We start from the raw sequence: 18,876 nt of genomic DNA, 5'->3' as shown, positions 1-18,876 counted from the left end.
GGGCGAACCGTAGTCAGGAGTCCGCCATGAGCGAAGAGCGTCCCGCACCCGATCCCGCCGCGGAGGTCCACGAAGAAGGGGCGGCCGACGCCGACGCCTGGTCCACGGCCTGCGCCGAGGACCTCGCCGCCGAGCAGGCCCGCCGCCGCTTCGAGCAGGGCCCGCCTCCCGGCTCCGCCGCCGAGGAACTGCGCAGGCTCGTGGACACCGTGGCCGACAAGCTGTCCGGCCTGCAGTCCCCTCTCCTCGGGGGCCTCGCCGGACCCGCCGCCCAGCAGGCGGTGCGCCAGGTCGTCCAGCAGGCGAAGGCCGCCGTGGAGCCCGTCCTCGAACGCAACCCGGACGTGTTCGACCACCTCGCGGCCGCCGGCAACGAGCTGCTCGCCGCCTACCGGTCGGCCGTCCAGAACCAGGAGCGCCGCTGGACCTCCGGCTCGGCCGGCGCGAAGGACGAGTGGCCCGACGGCCCCGGCCCGGACGAGGACGGCGGTCCGGGGGAGCGCATCGACCTGGACTGAAGCCCTCCCACGGCGGGGCCTCGGGTACGGTTGGCCGTAGCGGGGCTCGACCGAACTGAGGGATTCATGGGACTCACCATCGGCGTCGACATCGGCGGCACCAAGATCGCGGCCGGCGTGGTCGACGAGGAAGGCAACATCCTCTCGACCTTCAAGGTGCCGACCCCCACCACGCCCGAGGCCATCGTGGACGCCATCGCCTCGGCGGTGGAGGGCGCGCGTGCCGGGCACGAGATCGTCGGCGTGGGCATCGGTGCGGCCGGGTACGTGAACCGGCAGCGCTCGACGGTCTACTTCGCGCCCAACATCGACTGGCGCAACGAGCCGCTCAAGGAGAAGGTCGAGGCCCGCGTGGGCCTCCCCGTCGTGGTCGAGAACGACGCCAACGCGGCGGCCTGGGGCGAGTACAAGTTCGGCGCCGGCAAGGGCCACCGCAACGTCATCTGCATCACGCTCGGCACCGGCCTCGGCGGCGGCATCATCATCGGCAACAAGCTGCGCCGCGGCCACTTCGGCGTGGCCGCCGAGTTCGGCCACATCCGGATGGTGCCGGACGGCCTGCTGTGCGGCTGCGGCTCGCAGGGCTGCTGGGAGCAGTACGCCTCCGGCCGCGCCCTGGTGCGCTACGCCAAGCAGCGCGCCAACGCCACCCCGGAGCGCGCCGAGGTGCTGCTCTCCCTGGGCGACGGCACCCCCGACGGCATCGAGGGCAAGCACATCTCCATGGCCGCCCGCCAGGGCGACCCGGTCGCCGTCGACTCCTACCGCGAGCTGGCCCGCTGGGCCGGCGCCGGTCTCGCCGACCTCGCCTCCCTCTTCGACCCCTCCGCGTTCATCGTCGGCGGCGGCCTCTCCGACGAGGGCGACCTGGTCCTGGACCCGATCCGCAAGTCCTACAAGCGGTGGCTGGTGGGCGGCAACTGGCGCCCGGTCGCCGATGTGATCGCCGCCCAGCTCGGCAACAAGGCGGGCCTGGTCGGCGCCGCCGACCTGGCCCGGGAGCCCGACCCGATCATGTGACGAGCCCGTACGACAGTGCCCGCCGAGTCCGGTCCCCGGACGGCGGGCATCGTCGTATGTTGATCGTCATGGCAACCCCGACGCTCCCCAACTCCCGCACCGAACCGGACGGTTCCGCCGTCATCCGGGTCCTCGCCTACAACGTCCGCTCGCTGCGCGACGACACCGACGCGCTCGCCCGGGTGATCACCGCCTGCGCCCCCGACCTGGTCCTCGTCCAGGAGGCCCCGCGCTTCTTCCGCTGGCGCAAGAAGCTGGCCCGGCTCGCGGCGGCCTCCGGCCTGACCGTCCTCACCGGGGGCGCGACGGCGGCGGGCCCGGCGATCCTGTGCTCGCTGCGGGCCACGGTCGAGCGCACGCAGGACGTGCTCCTGCCGCTCACCCCGGGTCTGCACCGGCGGGGTTTCGCCACGGCCGTCGTCCGGTTCGGCGACGCCCGCCTCGGCGTCCTGAGCTGCCATCTGAGCCTGCGCCAGGACGAGCGGTACGAGCAGGGCGGGATGCTCCTCGACCGCCTGGCCGCGCTGGGCGTGGAGCACGCCGTGGCGGGCGGCGACCTCAACGAGCGCCCCGACGGCCGCACCTTCCGCCGCCTCGCCGCCGCCCTGCGGGACTGCCGGGCCGTGAGCCCGTGGGGCGGCGAGTTCACCTCCCCCGCCGCCGGCCCCCACCAGCGCATCGACGCCGTCTTCGCCACCGAGGGCGTCGAGGTCCTCGGCTGCGGGGTGCCGCTCGGCCTGCCGGGCGTGCGCGAGGCCGATCTGCGGAGGGCCACGGACCACCTCCCGGTCCTGGCCGCCCTCAGGATCCCGGCGGCCTAGCGCGGGCCGGCGGGCCGGCGGTCAGACCACGGCCCCGCGCCCCGGGTCGTCCCCGTCCTCGTCCGTCCGCATCCGCGCCACCAGCGTCACGAAGCCGCCGAGGAACCCGCCGATGCCCAGGGTCGCCAGGTACCAGGTCATCTCCCAGCCGAGCAGCACGGCGAGCAGGAGCAGGACCGGTCCGCCGACCACCCCCAGCCAGGCGAACCTGGCGGTCGTGTCGGCGGTCGGCAGCGGAGGCGGCTCCGGCGGCACGAAGTGGCCCTCGTCGTCCTCGCCGAGGTCGTCGTCGGAGGGCTCGGCCACACGGTAGTCGCGCGGCCCCACCCCGGGCGCGAACGAGACCGAGCTGCCCACCGGCCGGTCGGGCCGCGGCTCGCTTTCCTCGGCGTCCTCGCCGGCGGGTTCCTTCTCGAGCAGCGCGAGATCCTCGACCGGCTTGTAGGGCCGGGCGCCCGGCGGGTCCGGCGGCTCGGCGCCGTAACCCGCGACGATCGCCTGCCAGGCGGCCTCCTCGTCGAGGGGGACCCCCTTCTCGTCCGGTTCGCGATCCCCGCGGTCGGAGTCGTGCTCAGCCAACTGCGGCCGTCCCTTCCTTGCCGGTCATGGGTGCGAGCCGGCCGATGAAGGCGAGGCTCTCCTCGAAGATCCGGTCCGCGTCGTAGTCCAACGTCGCCACATGGCGGCTCTGTTCCAGCACGATCTCGGTGACGTCCCTGGAGGACACCCGGCTCAGCACGCGCGCCGCGTCGGCCGCCGGGACCACGTGGTCGTGGGCGCCGCGCAGCAGCAGCAGCGGCTGGGTCACCTGGGGCAGCTCGCCGTCCAGCCGGCGCAGGAACCCCCGCAGGGAGTGCGCCGCGTGCAGCGGAACCCGGTCGTAACCCAGCTCAGTGACGCCTTCCTTGGCGATGTCACCGGTGACGCCCCTCGTCGTGCGCACCGCGTGCCGGGCCACCGGGAGGGCGTGCGCCGACAGCCCGTGCACCCGGTTCACCGGGTTGACGGCCACCACGCCCGCGACCTCGTCACCGTGCTTCGCGGCGAGCCGCAGCGCCAGCGCCGCGCCCATGGAGAGGCCGCCGACGAACACCCGCGAGCAGCGGCCGGCCAGCAGCCGCAGCTCGCGGTCCACCTCCGCGTACCAGTCCTGCCAGCCGGTGACCTGCAGGTCCTCCCAGCGGGTGCCGTGCCCGGGCAGCAGCGGCAGCGACACGGTCAGACCGTGTGCCGCGTGGTGCTCCGCCCAGGGGCGCAGCGACTGGGGCGAGCCGGTGAAGCCGTGACAGAGGAGGAGACCCACCTCCCCGCCCTCGTGGCGGTACGGCTCGGCTCCGGGAAGAACCGGCACCTTTCGGGCTCCTGTTCCTGAGAAAGGCGTGAAGAACTGGCGGATGTGGTTCACCGTACGCGACCGCACTGACACCGACCAGGGTCGTCGGGCCCATTGGCGGCACTCCGGGTTATGGTCTGACCGTCGGAAACAGGAGGCACGCGGGTGTTGTACGGCACGATGAAGGTCGCCATCGGAGGGCCGCTGAAGGTCGCCTTCAGGCCCTGGGTGGAGGGACTGGAGAACATTCCGCCCGAGGGCGCCGCCATCCTGGCGAGCAATCACCTCTCGTTCTCGGACTCGTTCTTCCTGCCCGCGGTCCTCGACCGCAAGGTCACCTTCATCGCGAAGGCCGAGTACTTCACCACCCCCGGCGTCAAGGGCCGCCTCACCGCGGCGTTCTTCAAGGGCGTCGGACAGCTCCCGGTGGACCGTTCCGGGGCGCGCGGCGCCGGCGAGGCGGCGATCAGGAGCGGGATAGAGGTGCTGGAGCGCGGAGAGCTGTTCGGGATCTACCCCGAGGGCACCCGCTCGCCCGACGGCCGGCTGTACCGGGGCAAGCCCGGCGGCCTCGCGCGCGTGGCGCTCGCCACCGGCGCGCCGGTGATCCCGGTCGCGATGATCGACACCGAGAAGATCCAGCCGCCCGGCCAGGTGATGCCCAAGCTGATGCGCCCGGGCATCCGCATCGGCAAGCCCCTGGACTTCAGCCGCTACCACGGCATGGAGCACGACCGGTTCGTGCTGCGCGCGGTGACCGACGAGGTCATGTACGAGATCATGAAGCTCTCCGGCCAGGAGTACGTCGACATGTACGCGACCGCCGCCAAGCGGCAGATCGCGGAAGCGGCGAAGGCGGCCAAGGAGGCCGAGAAGGCGGAGAAGAAGCAGACCGGGAGCTAGCGGGGAACCGGGGGATCGGGGGGCGGGGCCATGCCCAGGCGCGAGCGGGTCATGAGGATGTCGGTCGAACTGCCGCTGTGGCGCGCGCTCACCGGCTACCGCGTGCTGTCGATGCTGTACGCCATCGGCCTGTGCGCCACCGCGTACGACCACTTCGTACGCCCCTGGGTCGCCGTCGGCTACTACGCCGTCCTGGTCCTGTGGACCCTCGCCACCCTGCCCAGGGTGGCGAACGCGGCGAGCTGCACCCGGGGCTTCCTGGCCGCCGACCTGACGGTCGCGCTCACCGGCATCCTGCTCACCCCGCTCGCCGACAGCCACGAGCGGATCGCGGGCGGCGGACCGACCCTGCCGTCGATATGGACCGCAGGCGCGGTGCTGGCCTTCGCCATCAAGGGCGGCTGGCGCTGGGCCGCCGCGGCCTCGACGGCCGTCGCGGTCGCCAATCTGGTGGAGCGCGGCAGCCCGGCCCGGGACACCGTGCACAACGTGATCCTGGTCTGGGTCGCCTCCATCGCCATCGGCTACGTCGTGGAGGTCGCCCGCGCCTCCGAGCGCACCCTCGCCCGCGCCCTGGAGATCGAGGCGGCGACCCGCGAACGCGAGCGGCTGGCCCGGGACATCCACGACGGCGTGCTCCAGGTCCTGGCGATGGTGCAGCGGCGCGGCGTGGTCATCGGCGGCGAGGCCGCGGAGCTGGGGCGGCTGGCCGGCGAGCAGGAGGTGGCCCTGCGCACGCTGGTCTCCGGCGGTCTGCTGCCGGTGTCCCGGGTCTCGGAGGACGCCGCGGCCGGGGCCGTCGTACGCGCCGTCGACGAGCCGTACGACGACGCACCGGACGGACCCGTCGACCTGCGCGCCCTGCTCGCCCCCCACGCCGGCGCCCGGACCAGCCTCGCCGAGCCCGGCGCCCCGGTCGAACTGCCGCGGCCGGCCGCGCGGGAGCTGGCGGCGGCGGTCGGGGCGGCCCTGGACAACGTGCGCGAGCACGCCGGAGCCGAGGCCCGTGCCTGGATCCTGGTCGAGGACGAGCCGGACGAGATCGTGGTGACCGTGCGGGACGACGGCCCCGGCATCCCCGAGGGCCGGCTGGCCCAGGCCGAGGGCGAGGGCAGGCTGGGCGTGGCCCAGTCGATCCGCGGCCGGCTGCGCGACCTCGGCGGCAGCGCCGAGCTGATCTCGGTGCCCGGACAGGGCACGGAAGTCGAGTTGAAGGTACCGAAGGGCGCCGCTGGGGCGCGGGGGAAGGCGGAGCGGCGATGACGCAGGCAGAGGGTCCGATCAGGGTCATGGTGGTCGACGACCACCCCATGTGGCGCGACGCGGTCGCCCGGGACCTCGCCGAGTCCGGCTTCGAGGTGGTCGCCACCGCCGGCGACGGCGAACAGGCGGTCCGCCGCGCCAAGGCCGTGGCCCCGGACGTCCTCGTGCTGGACCTCAACCTGCCCGCCAAGCCCGGTGTGACGGTGTGCAAGGAACTGGTGGCCCACAACCCCGCGCTGCGCGTCCTGGTGCTCTCCGCCAGCGGCGAGCACGCCGACGTGCTGGAGGCGGTGAAGTCCGGCGCGACGGGCTACCTGCTGAAGTCGGCCTCCACCGCTGAGCTGCTGGACGCGGTGCGCCGTACCGCCGTCGGCGACCCGGTGTTCACGCCCGGCCTCGCCGGACTGGTCCTCGGCGAGTACCGGCGCCTGGCCGCCGAGCCCGCCCCCGCCCCGGACGCCGACTCACCCGGGGCGCCCCGGCTGACCGAGCGGGAGACCGAGGTGCTGCGGCTGGTCGCCAAGGGCCTGAGCTACAAGCAGATCGCCGAACGCCTCGTCATCTCCCACCGCACCGTCCAGAACCACGTCCAGAACACCCTCGGCAAACTCCAGCTCCACAACCGGGTCGAGCTGGTGCGGTACGCCATCGAGCGCGGCCTCGACGAGGAGTGAGACCGCCTGGCCGAACGATCGCCCGACATTTCACCGGAATCGCCCTCCCCGCCTCTCGCCGTGTGACACGCATCACCATTACCGTGAGTGAGCGTCAGGTAACCGCGGTGAAGGGACGTGTGGCATGCGGGTGGGAGTACTGACCGGAGGCGGGGACTGCCCCGGGCTCAACGCCGTCATCCGGGGCGTCGTCCGCAAGGGCGTGCAGGAGTACGGATACGACTTCGTCGGCTTCCGGGACGGCTGGCGGGGGCCGCTGGAGAACTACACGGTCCGCCTGGACATCCCCGCGGTGCGCGGCATCCTGCCCCGCGGGGGCACCGTCCTCGGCTCCTCGCGGACCAACCCCCTCAAGGTGGAGGGCGGCATCCGGCGCATCAAGGAGAACCTGGCCAAGCAGGAGGTCGACGCGCTCGTCGCGATCGGCGGCGAGGACACCCTGGGCGTCGCCGCCCGTCTCTCCGACGAGTACGGCGTGCCCTGCGTCGGCGTGCCGAAGACCATCGACAACGACCTGTCCGCCACCGACTACACCTTCGGCTTCGACACCGCGGTCGGCATCGCCACCGAGGCCATCGACCGCCTGCACACCACCGCCGAGTCCCACATGCGGGTCCTGGTCTGCGAGGTGATGGGCCGTCACGCCGGCTGGATCGCCCTGCACTCCGGACTGGCCGGCGGCGCCAACGTCATCCTCATCCCCGAGCAGCGCTTCGACCTCGACCAGGTATGCGCCTGGATCACCTCCCGCTTCAAGGCCTCGTACGCCCCGATCGTCGTCGTCGCCGAGGGCGCCATGCCCAAGGACGGCGAGATGGTCCTCAAGGACCAGTCGCTGGACTCCTTCGGGCACGTCCGGCTGTCCGGGGTCGGCGAGTGGCTGGCCAAGGAGATCGAGAAGCGCACCGGCAAGGAGGCCCGCACGACCGTGCTCGGGCACATCCAGCGCGGCGGCACCCCCAGCGCCTTCGACCGCTGGCTCGCCACCCGCTTCGGCCTGCACGCCGTCGACTGCGTGCGCGACGGCGACTTCGGCAAGATGGTCGCCCTGCGCGGCACCGACATCGTGCGCGTCCCGATCGCCGAGGCCACGGCCCGGCTGAAGACCGTGGACCCGAAGCTGTACGAGGAGGCCGGGGTGTTCTTCGGCTGACGGCATGTCAAGGCCCGCGGGCCCGGGGACCGGCCCACGGTTCCCGGGCCCCGCCCGCGGCCGTCAGCCCGCCGCGCTCACCCCGCGCAGCCCGCCGATCAGCTCCCGCACCACCGCCGCCCCGTCGAGGGTCAGCACCGACTCCGGATGGAACTGCACCCCGGCGAACCCCGGGCCCCGCAGCGCGTGCACCTCCCCGTTCGCCGCCCGGCTCACCTCCACGTGGTGCGCGGCCAGCTCCCGGGCGGCCTCGTCGTCGCAGCGCGCGGTGAAGCTGTTGTAGAAGCCGACCGTCTCCGGCCGCCCGAACAGGTCGATCGTGGTCTGCGCCCCCTGGTACGGGACCTCCTTGCGGACGATCTCGAGCCCCAGCTCCGCCGCGATCAGCTCGTGCCCCAGGCAGACCCCGAGCACGCCGTGCGGGTGCTCCCCGAGCACGGCGGCGGCCAGGTCCCGCAGGACGCGCATCTTCGGGTCGGCCGCGTCGGCCGGGTCGCCCGGGCCCGGGCCCAGCACCACCGGGCCCTCGTGGGCGAGCACGGTCCGCCGCAGCCCGGGCTCGTCGTACCGCCGGACCGTCACCTCCAGCCCGGCGGAGCGCAGCACGTGCGCCAGCATCGCCGTGAAGGTGTCCTCGCCGTCGACGACGAGCGCGTGCCCCGTGAGGGCCCCGGAGCGCTCCTGCATCCGCAGCCAGAACGGGGCGAGGGAGGCCCGGCGCCCGTCCAGCGCGGCCCGCACCCGGGGGTCGTCCGCCAGCCGGGGACGCTCGCCCTCCGTGCGCGGCGCGGACGGCCGTACCCCGAGGGCCGCGAGCACTCCCGCCGCCTTCGCGTGCGTCTCCGCCACCTCGCCCGCCGGGTCCGAGCCGCGCACCAGCGTCGCGCCGACCGCGACGCGCAGCCGCCCGGCGGCGTCGATGTCGGCGGTGCGGATCAGGATGGGGGAGTCCAGCGTCTGGGCGCCGCCGGAGTCCCGCCCGAGCAGGGCCAGCGCGCCCGCGTAGTAGCCGCGCCCGCCGGTCTCGTGCCGCTCGATCACCCGGCAGGCGTTCTGCACCGGGGACCCGGTGACCGTGGCCGCGAACATGGTCTCCCGCAGCACCTCCCGCGCGTCCAGGGAGGACTTCCCGCGCAGCTCGTACTCGGTGTGCGCGAGGTGCGCCATCTCCTTCAGACGCGGCCCGACGACCACCCCGCCCATGTCGCCGACGGTGCACATCATCTTCAGTTCCTCGTCGACGACCATGGACAGCTCCTCGATCTCCTTGCCGTCGGCGAGGAAGTCCAGCAGGTGCTCGGGCGTCGGCCCCCCGGCGGGATAGCGGTACGTGCCGCTGATCGGGTTCATCACGACCGTCCCGCCCGACATCCGCACGTGCACCTCGGGACTGGCGCCGACCAGGGTCCGCTCCGGGGTGTGCACCAGGAACGTCCAGTACGCGCCCCGCTCGCCCGCCAGCAGCCGCCGGAACAGGGCCAGCGCGTCCGCCCGCCCGAAGCCGAGGATCCCGCCCTCGTACGTCCGCCGGATCACGAAGTTGGCGCCCTCGCCCCGGCCGATCTCCTCGCGCAGCACGCGCCCGACGATCTCGCCGTACTCCTCGTCGCCGACGTCGAAGCCCCCGCCCTCGACCCTCACCTCGTGGCCGGGCAGCGACCGCAGGGCCTCGGCGAGCGGGAACTCGTACGACTCCTCGGGGGTCAGCACCAGCAGCGGTGTGCCGTCGTCCCGGACGTCGAAGCCGCGCTCGCGGATCTGCCGGAACGGGACCAGCGCCAGGCCCTCGTCGGGCAGGTCGGCCAGTCTGTCCCGGGCGGTGACGGGGCCGAGCAGCAGCTCCACCGGGTGCTCGTCCCGGCCCGGGACGCGCCGGCGCAGCAGGGCGAAGGGGCGGTGGTCGGACAACAGGTCCTGCAGGTTCACGGGTGGGGCTCCTTCTCGGTCGTCTGTCGGACGGAGAGGAACGGCCCCGGGAAACGCGGAAGGCCGCCCCTCGGGCGGCCTTCGCGAAGTCTTGCGTACGCGCAGTCAGTGGGCCGCCGGATGAGCGGTCCACCACCAGTTCTGGATCGAAAGCGCGAACATGCCGGGAACCCTACCGCACCGGTCCGGCGTCCACGGGGCAAACCGTCCGTCTCACCTTTCGAGCCGGACCGAGAGCATGCGACACGACCCCGTAATGTTTGAGGGGTGACCGTGAACGCTAAGACCAGCGCGAGCGCTGGCAACACCTGGCGAGACCTGCCCGCGGCGCAGCAGCCCGAGTACCCCGACACCGAGGCTCTGCGCGCAGTGATCGCGGACCTCGAGTCGTATCCGCCGCTCGTCTTCGCGGGCGAGTGCGACCAGCTGCGCGCCCGGATGGCGGCCGTCGCCAAGGGAGAGGCGTTCCTCCTCCAGGGCGGCGACTGCGCCGAGGCCTTCGACGCGGTGTCCGCCGACCACATCCGCAACAAGCTGAAGACGCTGCTCCAGATGGGCGCCGTCCTGACCTACGCGGCCCGTGTGCCCGTGGTGAAGGTCGGCCGGATCGCCGGCCAGTACTCCAAGCCGCGCTCCAAGCCGACCGAGACCCGCGACGGCGTGACGCTGCCCACCTACCGCGGCGACTCCGTCAACGGCTTCGACTTCACCGAGGAAGCCCGCGTCCCGGACCCCGAGCGGCTGAAGCGGATGTACAACGCCTCGGCCTCCACGCTGAACCTGGTGCGCGCCTTCACCACCGGCGGCTACGCCGACCTGCGCCAGGTGCACGCCTGGAACCAGGACTTCGTGAAGTCCTCCCCGTCCGGGCAGCGCTACGAGCAGCTCGCGCGGGAGATCGACAGCGCGCTGAACTTCATGCGGGCCTGCGGCACCGACCCGGAGGAGTTCAAGACCGTCGAGTTCTACTCCTCGCACGAGGCGCTGCTGCTGGACTACGAGTCCGCCCTGACCCGGGTCGACTCCCGCACCGGCAAGCTGTACGACGTCTCCGGGCACATGGTGTGGATCGGCGAGCGCACCCGGCAGCTCGACGGCGCGCACATCGAGTTCGCCTCGCGCATCCGCAACCCGATCGGCATCAAGCTCGGCCCGACCACCACGGCCGAGGAGGCGCTGCGGTACATCGACCGCCTCGACCCCGAGCGGGAGCCGGGCCGGCTGACCTTCATCGTCCGCATGGGCGCCGACAAGATCCGCGACCGGCTCCCCGAGCTGGTCGAGAAGGTCACGGCGTCCGGCGCCACGGTGGCCTGGGTGACCGACCCGATGCACGGCAACACCTTCGAGGCGGCCTCCGGCCACAAGACCCGCCGCTTCGACGACGTGCTCGACGAGGTCAAGGGCTTCTTCGAGGTCCACAAGGGGCTCGGCACCCACCCGGGCGGCATCCACGTGGAGCTGACCGGCGACGACGTCACGGAGTGCGTGGGCGGCGGCGACGAGATCTTCGTCGACGACCTGCACCAGCGCTACGAGACGGCCTGCGACCCGCGGCTGAACCGCAGCCAGTCCCTCGACCTGGCGTTCCTCGTCGCGGAGATGTACCGGGACCAGTGAGTGATCTGGGGCGCGGATCACACCGGATCCGCGCCCCACGTCTTTCGGCATTCCGACGCTGTGGGTAAGGTTAGGTTTGCCTCACCGGGAAACGGGACGGCATGACACCAGCGATCCCGTCGGGAGGTGAACCCGCGTGTACGTCTGCAGCTGCTTCGGCATCACCGAGGCTCAGGTCAAGCAGCACGCGGAGGACGGCGCCGGCACCCCCCGCCAGATAGCCTCCGCCTGCAAGGCGGGCACGGACTGCGGCGGCTGCGTACGGCGCATCCAGGCACTGCTCGGCCGGGGAGCCTGCCCCCGCCGCGAGCTGGTGGACCGGCGCGCGCCGGCGCTCGGCCGGCTGGACGACGCCGCCTGACACCCCGCCGGGCTCTGCCCCGCGTGGGCCGCTCAGCCGGTGGAGAAGCCCCCGGTGCCCGGTCCGGAGGAGTCGGGTTGGCTCTGCTCGATCACGGTCGACAGGTAGAGCGCCTCGCCCAGCTTGTCCACGAGTTCGAGCTGCGTGTCCAGGTAGTCGATGTGGTGCTCCTCGTCGGCCAGGATCGCCTCGAAGATGTTCGCCGACGTGATGTCGTCCTTCTCGCGCATGACCTGGACGCCGCGGCGCAGCCGGTCGATGGCCTCGACCTCGATCTGCCGGTCGGCCCGGAACATCTCGGCCACCGTCTGCCCGACCTGCACATGGAAGAGCCGCTGGTAGTTCGGCAGGCCGTCCAGCAGCAGGATGCGGTCGGTGAGGACCTCCGCGTGCCGCATCTCGTCGAACGACTCCGCCCGGGTGTACTGGGCGAGCTTCGTCCATCCCTTGTGGTCCTGCAGCTTGGCGTGCAGGAAGTACTGGTTGATCGCGGTCAGCTCGGCGGTCAGCTGCTCGTTGAGCAGTTCGATGACCTCGGGGTCGCCCTGCATCGCGATGGACTCCTTCGGGTGGTCGAGCCATGTGCTAGCGCCGCATGATTTCACCGGCCGAGAAGATCGTCCAGTAAGTGCGTACTAATAACGTAAGTGGCGTCTTGCTGGCATTTGTCCCTTGTGTGAGCGGGTGGTCAAGGGCACTGCCCGAGGTCTGTCAGGATGGATACATGGGTCATCCGGTGGAGCGAGCGTCTGGAGAAGCGGCAGGGCCCGAGCTTCCGCCGGGGCAGCGGCCGCAGCGTGGCTGGCCGGTGACGCACTACGGTCCGGTGCCCAAGTTCCGGCCCGAACGCTGGGAGTTCCGGGTCTTCGGCGCCACCGCCGACGGCGACAAGCACACCTGGGACCACGAACAGTTCACGGCGCTGCCGTACACCACCGTGGTGGCCGACCTGCACTGCGTGACGAAGTACAGCATGACCGGCGCGGAGTGGGGCGGCGTCCCGGCGGCCGCGGTCCTCGACCTCGCCCCGCCGGCCGCGGACGTCACCCATGTGATGGTGTGGGCGGAGTACGGGTTCAGCTCCAACCTGCGGCTCGCGGACTTCGCCTCCGACCGCACGATCTTCGCCACCCACAAGGACGGCGAACTGCTCACCGCCGAACACGGCTTCCCGGTCCGCCTGATCGTCCCCCACCTGTACGCCTGGAAGGGCCCCAAGTGGGTCCGCGGCGTGGAGTACATGACCGCCGACCGCCGCGGCTTCTGGGAGGAGCGCGGCTACCACAACGTCGGCGACCCCTGGAAGGAACAGCGCTACTCCTACCAGGAAGAGCCCGGGGAGGGCCCCGAGCTCTGATCCTGGCGTCCGTGCCGGGTCAGTGGTGGTACTGGTGCACCACCGCGTGCCCCTTGCCCCGGCCGATCGTCCACTTGTTGACCGGGGTGGTCACGACGAAGGCGATCACCAGGGAGACGGCCAGCGAGATCCAGAACAGCGCGTCGGCGAGCGTGGCGTCCATCGCGGCCGGCCAGACCAGGATCACCCCGTTGTCGATCAGCTCCATCACGGCGATGGACAGGGTGTCGGCGGCCAGGGCCACGCGGATCGCGGTCCGCAGGTCGACTCCGGCCCGCAGGACCCCGCGCATCGTGAGCGAGTAGCCGAAGAGGAAGGCCAGGACGATCGCGAGCAGCGTGGTCGGCAGGTTCCCCCAGCCGGCCGCGGTGCCGACGACCATGCCGAGCACCTCGCCGACGGCGCAGCCGGTGAGGCAGTGCAGAGTGGCCTGCGCGGCCATCGCCCAGCTCGCCGAGCCGTGGCCGTGACCGGCTCCGTGGTCGTGCGCCTGACCCTGCTGCCGCTCGTGGTGCTGCTGCTCGTGGTGCTGGTGCTCGGTGTGTGCCGTGTGGTCCATGAGGTCCCCCAATGCCGGACGGGCGGTTCTCGTGCACTCATCAGAACCACATACCCCGAGGGGGTATTCCCGTGGGGGTCAGGAATCCCGGAGCTTCTTCAGTCGCTCCACGTCCGCCGAGTGCCCCGCCTGGCCGCCGGGAGTCTCGATGACGAGCGGCACGCCCTCCGTCGCCGGGTGGCTCATCAGCGCGCGGAAGGGGTCCTCGCCGATGTGACCGGCGCCGATGTTCTCGTGCCGGTCCTTGTGCGCCCCGGCCACGTCCTTGGAGTCGTTGGCGTGGATCAGCTTCAGCCGGCCCTCGCCGACGGTGCCGACCAGCAGATCGAGGGTCCGGTGCATGCCGTCGGGACCGGTCAGGTCGTGCCCGGCGGCGAAGATGTGGCAGGTGTCCAGGCAGACGCCGAGCCTCGGGTGGGCGTCCAGCGCCTCGAAGTACGGCCCGAAGTCCCAGGTGCGCGAGCACAGCGACGCGCCCTGCCCCGCGGTCGACTCCAGCAGCAGGAACGGGTCGTCGTCGTGGGTCAGCTCGTCCAGCAGCGGCAGCAGCCGCTCGCGCACCTGCCTCAGCGCCACCTCGCGCGGCCGCCCGCCGGTCGCGCTGCCGGTGTGCACCACCACGCCGAGCGCCCCGATCTCCCGGGCGCGCCGCAGCGAGTGCCGCAGCGACTCCACCGAGCGCTCCACGGTCGCCTCGGTGTGCGAGCCGAAGTTGATCAGATAGGGGGCGTGCACGTACGCCGGGACCGACTCCGCGGCGCACGCCTCGCGGAACGCCTCGTCCTGCCGCGGGTTCCCGGCCGGCGTGGCCCACCCGCGCGGGTTGGCGACGAAGACCTGCACGGCCTCGGCCTTCAGTTCGCGGGCGTAGGAGAGCCCCACCGAGTGCAGACCGCCGGCCACCGGGACGTGGCCGCCGACCGGGTTGCGGGCGGGACCGGGAAGGAGCGGGGCGGCGGGACGGCACGGCTGGGATGTCACCCGTTCAGGGTGTCACGCCGTCCCCCGCCGCCGGACCGCGGTCCCGGGTGACCCCGCTCACCGGGTCAGCGGATGGTGATGGTGATCGTCGATCCCTTGGGCGCCTTCCTGCCCGCGTCCACCGACTGCTCCTTCACAGTGTCGCCGAACAGCCCGAGCAGGCCCCGGTCCTCGTCCACCTCGAAGCCGGCGGCCTCCAGCCGCTGCGTGGCGTCGTCCACGCTCGACCCGACCACGTCCGGCACCGTCACCATGACCGGGCCCTTGGACAGGGTCAGCGTCACGGTGTCGCCCTCGGCGGCCTGGCCGCCGGCGCCCGGGGTCTGCCGCGCCACCTGGCCCTTGTCGTACTCGGAGTTGACCTGCTGTGCGGCGATCCGCACCTTCAGGCCCGCGTCCTCGAGGTCCTGCCGGGCGCTGGCCTGGTCCTCACCGGTGACGTCCGGCACGTCGACCGGGCTGCCCTTGCTGACCACGAGCGCGATCGCCGAGCCCGCGTGCCGCCTGACGCCCGTCCCCGGCTCGGTGCTGATCACCGAGCCCCGGTCCACGCTGTCGCTGAAGGCGCGGCTGACCATGCCCGGCTCCAGTCCGGCCGACTTCAGGCGCGAGCGGGCCTCGCCCAGCGGCACCCCGTTCAGGTCGGGCACCTTCACGATCTCCGGGCCCCGGGAGATGACGAGGGTCACCGAGCCGTTGCCCCGGATACGGGCCCCGGCCGTCGGGTCGGAGCTGATGACCGTGCCGCTGCCGACCGTGTCGCTGTACTCGCGCCTGATCTCCTTGACGTGCAGCCCCGACGACTTCAGCCGCGCCGTCGCCTGCTCCTCGGTCTTGGCCAGCAGCGGCGGCACCTTGGTGAACTGCCCGGAGTTGATGTACCAGACCCCCGCGCCCACGCCGAGGACCACGAGCACGGCGGCGACGAGCGCGGCGAGCCGGCGTCCCGGCCGCAGCGGCGCCCGCCGGGCGGGCGCCGGCGGGCTCTGCAGCCGGCTGGTGTGCCGGACGTCCGCCGGGCCCTCGTCCTCGTTGACGGGCAGCGGCCGGGGCACGGTCAGCGAGCGCGGGATCACGCTCGTACGGTCCCCGGCGTTGTCGTGCTCCGCGGACAGCGCCTGCGGCGGCACCGCGTCGAGCTGACCGGCGCTGAGCCCGGCCCGGGCCCGCAGCACCTGCCCGAGCAGCGCGGCGGCGTCGTCCGGCCGGAGGTCCGGGACGCGCGCCGTCGCCGAGGCGACCAGCTCGTCCAGCTCCGGCGGCAGCCCCGGCACGAGCGCGGAGGGCGGCGGCACGTCCTCGTGGATGTGCTTGTACAGGATCTGCGCCGGGGAGTCCCCGGAGTGCGGCTTGCCGCCGGTCAGCATCTCGTAGAGCACGACACCGCAGGCGTACACGTCGACGCGCGGGTCGGCGGCGCCCTGCTCCATCTGCTCGGGCGCGAGGTACGACACGGTGCCGAGGACCGCGCCCGTGGTGCTGGTCACCGTGTCCACCGACCGCACCAGCCCGAAGTCGGCGACCTTGACCCGCCCGTCGTCGCCTATCAGCACGTTCTCGGGCTTCATGTCCCGGTGCACGAACCCGGCCCGGTGCGCGGCGCCGAGCGCGGCCAGCACCGGCTCCAGGATGTCCAGCGCCGCCCGGGGCTGCAGCGCCCCGCGCTCGCGCAGCACGTCCCGCAGCGTGCACCCGGCGACGTACTCCATCGCCAGGTACACGTAGGACGCGTCGGTGCCCTGGTCGAAGACCTGCACCACGTTGGGGTGGGCGAGCCGGGCGACCGACTTGGCCTCGCGGATGAACCGGTCGACGAACGACCCGTCGGCCGCCAGCGCCGGGTGCATCACCTTGAGCGCGAGCACGCGGTCCAGGCGGGTGTCCAGGGCCCGGTAGACCGTGGCCATCCCGCCGACCGCGATCCGCGCCTCCACGCGATAGCGTCCGTCGAGCACCTGCCCGACGAGCGGGTCCTGAAGGGTCGTATCCACGCAGGCGAGTGTACGAGGACCGGCCGACACCGCCGCGCGCTGCGCCGTTCCGGTGACGTACTGCAGCAGACCTGTGACTGTCCCGTCAGGCGGGCGCGGACCGGAACGCGGGCCGCTCGGGGTCCAGGTCGGCGCGGCCCCGGGCGGGGGAGGAGGCCTCGGCGAAGTGCCTGCGCGGGATCCGGCCCGCCAGCCGGGCCAGCCGTCCCGCCTCCACCGCGTGCCGCATCGCCGCGGCCATCGTCTCGGGCCGCTGGGCGCGGGTCACGGCGGAGGCGAGCATCACACCGGCGCAGCCCAGCTCCATCGCCAGCGCGACGTCCGAGGCCGTACCGGCGCCCGCGTCCAGGATCACCGGCACGCGCGCGTGCTCCACGATGAGCTGGAAGTTGTGCGGGTTGCGGATGCCCAGCCCGGAGCCGATCGGGGAGCCGAGCGGCATCACCGCCGCACAGCCCACGTCCTCCAGCTTCCGCGCGAGCACCGGATCGTCGTTGGTGTACGGCAGCACCGTGAACCCGTCGTCGACCAGCGTCTCCGCCGCCTCCAGCAGTTCCACCGGGTCCGGCAGCAGGGTGCGCTCGTCGGCGATGACCTCCAGCTTCACCAGGTCGGTGCCCAGCGCCTCGCGCGCCAGCCGCGCCGTCAGCACGGCCTCCCCGGCGGTGAAGCAGCCCGCGGTGTTCGGCAGCACCCGGATGCCCAGCCGCTCCAGCACCGACAGCACCGAGCCGTGCACCCCGGGATCGACCCGCCGCATGGCCACCGTGGTCAGCTCCGTGCCGGAGGCGACCAGCGCGCGCTCCAGCACGTCCAGGCTGGGCGCGCCGCCGGTGCCCATGATCAGCCGGGACCCGAGGGGCACCCCGCCCACCACGAAGGGATCGTCGGTCATGGTCAGCCTCCCTGCACGGCGGTCAGGACCTCGACACGGTCGCCGTCGAGGAGCGTGGTGGCCGCCCACCGCGCGCGCGGTACGACGGTCTCGTTGACGGCCGCGGCCACCCCGGAGGGCGCCGCGGTCAGGGTCCGCACCAGCGCGTCCAGCGCGGTGCCCGGGGCGATCTCCCGGCGTTCTCCGTTGACCGAGACGCGGATGTTCATACGGGCTGCTCCACGAGTGCGGCGCCGAAGCGCTCCGGGGTGAACGGACGGGCCGCCTCCGGCAGCTCGCCGCCGGCCAGCAGCTCGGCCATGACGTCCCCGGTGACCGGCGTGAGCAGCACACCGTTGCGGTAGTGCCCGGTGGCCAGCAGCAGCCCGTCGAGCCCGGACGGGCCGAGCAGCGGGGCGTTGTCCGGGGAGCCGGGGCGCAGACCCGCCCGGGTCTCGGTGAGGGGCAGCTCGGTGATCCCCGGGACCAGCTCGTGGGCGTCGCGCAGCAGCTCGTACACGCCCCCCGCGGTCACCGTGGTGTCCCAGCCCAGCTCCTCGCTGGTCGCGCCGACGACCAGCTCGCCGTTCTCCCGGGGCACCAGGTAGACCTGGCTGCCGCGCACCACGGCCCGCACGGTGCGGCTCAGGAACGGCGCGTACCGCCGGGGCACGGTCAGCCGCAGCACCTGTCCCTTCACCGGCCGCACCGGGGGCAGCAGGTCCTGCGGGACGCCCGCGAGCCGCCCGCTGAGGCTGCCGCCCGCGAGCACCACCCGTCCCGCGCCCAGCCGGGCGCCGTCCGCGGCGGTGACGCCGGTGGCCCGGCCCCCGGCGACGTCGAGCCGCTCGGCCCAGCACCGGTGGAACACCACCCCGGCCCGCTCGCACGCCGCCACCAGGGCGGACGCCAGCCGTCTGGGATCGATCTGGTGGTCGCCGTCGACCCGCAGTCCGCCCCGCACCCCGGGCGCGAGCATCGGTTCGAGGCGCCGGCACTCCCGCCCCGACAGCCACACCGAGTCCAGTCCCGAGCGCCGCTGCAGGGCGTGCAGCTCCCGCAGATGGGCGCGGTCGTCGGAGTCGAGCGCCACCGCGAGCGTCCCGCAGCGCCGGTAACCCAGGTCATGGCCGGTCAAGTCGGTCAGCTCGGCCGCGAAGTCCGGGTAGCGGCGGGCCGATTCCAGGTTGAGGGCGAGCAGTCTCTCCTCGCCGTAGTGCAGTTCGGTGACCGCGGCCAGCATCCCCGCCGCGACCCGCGCGGCCCCGCCGCCGGGCTCGGGGTCCACCACGGCCGTGGCGAGCCCGCGCTGCGCGGCCCGCCAGGCCGTGACCAGGCCGATGATCCCGCCCCCGATGACGAGGACGTCGGACGTACGTGACGGCATGGGCGTCCAGCCCCTCCCTTCGCCGGCATGACCCGGATCAGGTTCGTACGGTCGGAGGCCGCCAGCCTCCCTCTCAGCCCGGTGCGTCCGGGCTCCCGCGAGTGCTTGTACGGTGGCCACCCTAGCCTTCGGCCC

General features: G+C 73.0%; 21 protein-coding genes and 1 riboswitch. Of the genes, 10 read left to right on the top strand and 11 right to left on the bottom strand.

All coding sequences use genetic code 11. The features are described from left to right. The first annotated feature begins 26 nt into the window (after positions 1–26). From ACZ7JA_RS34185 to ACZ7JA_RS34175, 3 genes are all read left to right on the top strand, one after another. Positions 27–518, top strand: coding sequence for a DUF5304 domain-containing protein (locus ACZ7JA_RS34185; RefSeq protein ID WP_351672711.1), 492 nt, complete (start codon positions 27–29; stop codon positions 516–518). A gap of 66 nt (positions 519–584) precedes the next feature. After that, positions 585–1,538 carry an ROK family glucokinase gene (locus tag ACZ7JA_RS34180; RefSeq protein WP_351672713.1) on the top strand — a complete coding sequence of 318 codons (954 nt, stop codon included), beginning with the start codon at positions 585–587 and terminating at the stop codon, positions 1,536–1,538. 68 nt (positions 1,539–1,606) lie between these two features. After that, the gene (locus tag ACZ7JA_RS34175; RefSeq protein ID WP_470812283.1) at positions 1,607–2,359 is read left to right on the top strand and encodes an endonuclease/exonuclease/phosphatase family protein; all 753 of its coding nucleotides are present in this window, start codon (positions 1,607–1,609) and stop codon (positions 2,357–2,359) included. A 21-nt stretch (positions 2,360–2,380) separates the two neighbouring features. Here ACZ7JA_RS34175 and ACZ7JA_RS34170 read toward each other — a convergent pair whose 3' ends face one another. Then, the gene (locus ACZ7JA_RS34170; RefSeq protein ID WP_351672717.1) at positions 2,381–2,938 is read right to left on the bottom strand and encodes a hypothetical protein; all 558 of its coding nucleotides are present in this window, start codon (positions 2,936–2,938) and stop codon (positions 2,381–2,383) included. Next, on the bottom strand, positions 2,931–3,710 hold the full coding sequence (locus ACZ7JA_RS34165) for an alpha/beta hydrolase (RefSeq protein WP_450750822.1): 780 nt from the start codon (positions 3,708–3,710) through the stop codon (positions 2,931–2,933). The genes ACZ7JA_RS34170 and ACZ7JA_RS34165 overlap by 8 nt, the downstream gene beginning before the upstream one ends. A 150-nt stretch (positions 3,711–3,860) precedes the next feature. Between ACZ7JA_RS34165 and ACZ7JA_RS34160 the strand changes: the two genes are divergently transcribed. The 4 genes from ACZ7JA_RS34160 to ACZ7JA_RS34145 all read left to right on the top strand — a co-directional run bounded on the left by ACZ7JA_RS34160 (position 3,861) and on the right by ACZ7JA_RS34145 (position 7,685). After that, positions 3,861–4,595 carry a lysophospholipid acyltransferase family protein gene (locus ACZ7JA_RS34160; RefSeq protein ID WP_351672771.1) on the top strand — a complete coding sequence of 245 codons (735 nt, stop codon included), beginning with the start codon at positions 3,861–3,863 and terminating at the stop codon, positions 4,593–4,595. A gap of 30 nt (positions 4,596–4,625) precedes the next feature. Further along, a complete protein-coding gene (gene macS / locus ACZ7JA_RS34155; RefSeq protein WP_470812281.1) occupies positions 4,626–5,858 on the top strand; it encodes a MacS family sensor histidine kinase in 1,233 nt (410 codons plus the stop codon). Next, complete coding sequence (locus tag ACZ7JA_RS34150) at positions 5,855–6,532, top strand: response regulator transcription factor (RefSeq protein WP_351672723.1); 678 nt, start codon at positions 5,855–5,857, stop codon at positions 6,530–6,532. Before macS ends, ACZ7JA_RS34150 begins: the two co-directional genes overlap by 4 nt. Before the next feature lie 124 nt (positions 6,533–6,656). Further along, complete coding sequence (locus ACZ7JA_RS34145; RefSeq protein WP_389304175.1) at positions 6,657–7,685, top strand: 6-phosphofructokinase; 1,029 nt, start codon at positions 6,657–6,659, stop codon at positions 7,683–7,685. A 63-nt stretch (positions 7,686–7,748) separates the two neighbouring features. Here ACZ7JA_RS34145 and ACZ7JA_RS34140 read toward each other — a convergent pair whose 3' ends face one another. Together ACZ7JA_RS34140 and ACZ7JA_RS34135 are read right to left on the bottom strand one after the other, a co-directional pair. Beyond that, complete coding sequence (locus ACZ7JA_RS34140; RefSeq protein WP_470812279.1) at positions 7,749–9,611, bottom strand: anthranilate synthase family protein; 1,863 nt, start codon at positions 9,609–9,611, stop codon at positions 7,749–7,751. Positions 9,612–9,716: 105 nt separating this feature from the next. Continuing rightward, complete coding sequence (locus ACZ7JA_RS34135; protein WP_115913573.1) at positions 9,717–9,773, bottom strand: trp operon leader peptide; 57 nt, start codon at positions 9,771–9,773, stop codon at positions 9,717–9,719. Positions 9,774–9,878: 105 nt separating this feature from the next. Between ACZ7JA_RS34135 and ACZ7JA_RS34130 the strand changes: the two genes are divergently transcribed. Then, the gene (locus ACZ7JA_RS34130) at positions 9,879–11,231 is read left to right on the top strand and encodes a class II 3-deoxy-7-phosphoheptulonate synthase (RefSeq protein ID WP_351672728.1); all 1,353 of its coding nucleotides are present in this window, start codon (positions 9,879–9,881) and stop codon (positions 11,229–11,231) included. A 136-nt stretch (positions 11,232–11,367) separates the two neighbouring features. Then, positions 11,368–11,592, top strand: coding sequence for a (2Fe-2S)-binding protein (locus tag ACZ7JA_RS34125; RefSeq protein ID WP_470812277.1), 225 nt, complete (start codon positions 11,368–11,370; stop codon positions 11,590–11,592). A gap of 32 nt (positions 11,593–11,624) precedes the next feature. On the opposite strand, the gene bfr is transcribed toward ACZ7JA_RS34125, so the two are convergent. Beyond that, complete coding sequence (gene bfr / locus ACZ7JA_RS34120; protein ID WP_351672732.1) at positions 11,625–12,143, bottom strand: bacterioferritin; 519 nt, start codon at positions 12,141–12,143, stop codon at positions 11,625–11,627. 173 nt (positions 12,144–12,316) lie between these two features. On the opposite strand from bfr, the gene ACZ7JA_RS34115 reads away from it, so the two are divergent. Continuing rightward, complete coding sequence (locus tag ACZ7JA_RS34115) at positions 12,317–12,949, top strand: sulfite oxidase-like oxidoreductase (protein ID WP_351672734.1); 633 nt, start codon at positions 12,317–12,319, stop codon at positions 12,947–12,949. Positions 12,950–12,968: 19 nt separating this feature from the next. Here ACZ7JA_RS34115 and ACZ7JA_RS34110 read toward each other — a convergent pair whose 3' ends face one another. The 6 genes from ACZ7JA_RS34110 to thiO all read right to left on the bottom strand — a co-directional run bounded on the left by ACZ7JA_RS34110 (position 12,969) and on the right by thiO (position 18,741). Continuing rightward, entirely contained in the window at positions 12,969–13,508 is a 540-nt protein-coding gene (locus ACZ7JA_RS34110) for a DUF4396 domain-containing protein (protein WP_470812275.1), read from the bottom strand. Positions 13,509–13,586: 78 nt separating this feature from the next. After that, positions 13,587–14,489, bottom strand: a complete 903-nt coding sequence (locus ACZ7JA_RS34105; protein ID WP_351672736.1) for a deoxyribonuclease IV — start codon at positions 14,487–14,489, stop codon at positions 13,587–13,589. A 65-nt stretch (positions 14,490–14,554) separates the two neighbouring features. Continuing rightward, a complete protein-coding gene (gene pknB / locus ACZ7JA_RS34100) occupies positions 14,555–16,480 on the bottom strand; it encodes a Stk1 family PASTA domain-containing Ser/Thr kinase (RefSeq protein WP_470812273.1) in 1,926 nt (641 codons plus the stop codon). 85 nt (positions 16,481–16,565) lie between these two features. Next, positions 16,566–17,375, bottom strand: coding sequence for a thiazole synthase (locus ACZ7JA_RS34095; RefSeq protein WP_351672740.1), 810 nt, complete (start codon positions 17,373–17,375; stop codon positions 16,566–16,568). Positions 17,376–17,377: 2 nt separating this feature from the next. After that, positions 17,378–17,578: a sulfur carrier protein ThiS gene (gene thiS / locus ACZ7JA_RS34090; protein WP_389304534.1), complete on the bottom strand. Its 201-nt coding sequence runs from the start codon at positions 17,576–17,578 to the stop codon at positions 17,378–17,380. Between the two features lie 2 nt (positions 17,579–17,580). Further along, complete coding sequence (gene thiO / locus ACZ7JA_RS34085) at positions 17,581–18,741, bottom strand: glycine oxidase ThiO (RefSeq protein ID WP_351672744.1); 1,161 nt, start codon at positions 18,739–18,741, stop codon at positions 17,581–17,583. Continuing rightward, positions 18,739–18,850: riboswitch (TPP riboswitch) on the bottom strand. (Overlaps the previous gene by 3 nt.) Between the last annotated feature and the right edge of the window lie 26 nt (positions 18,851–18,876).

This window comes from Streptomyces sp. NPDC038135, assembly GCF_055601245.1.
The sequence above is the reverse complement of the archived record's forward strand: the minus strand, read 5'-3'. Positions and strand labels throughout refer to the sequence as shown.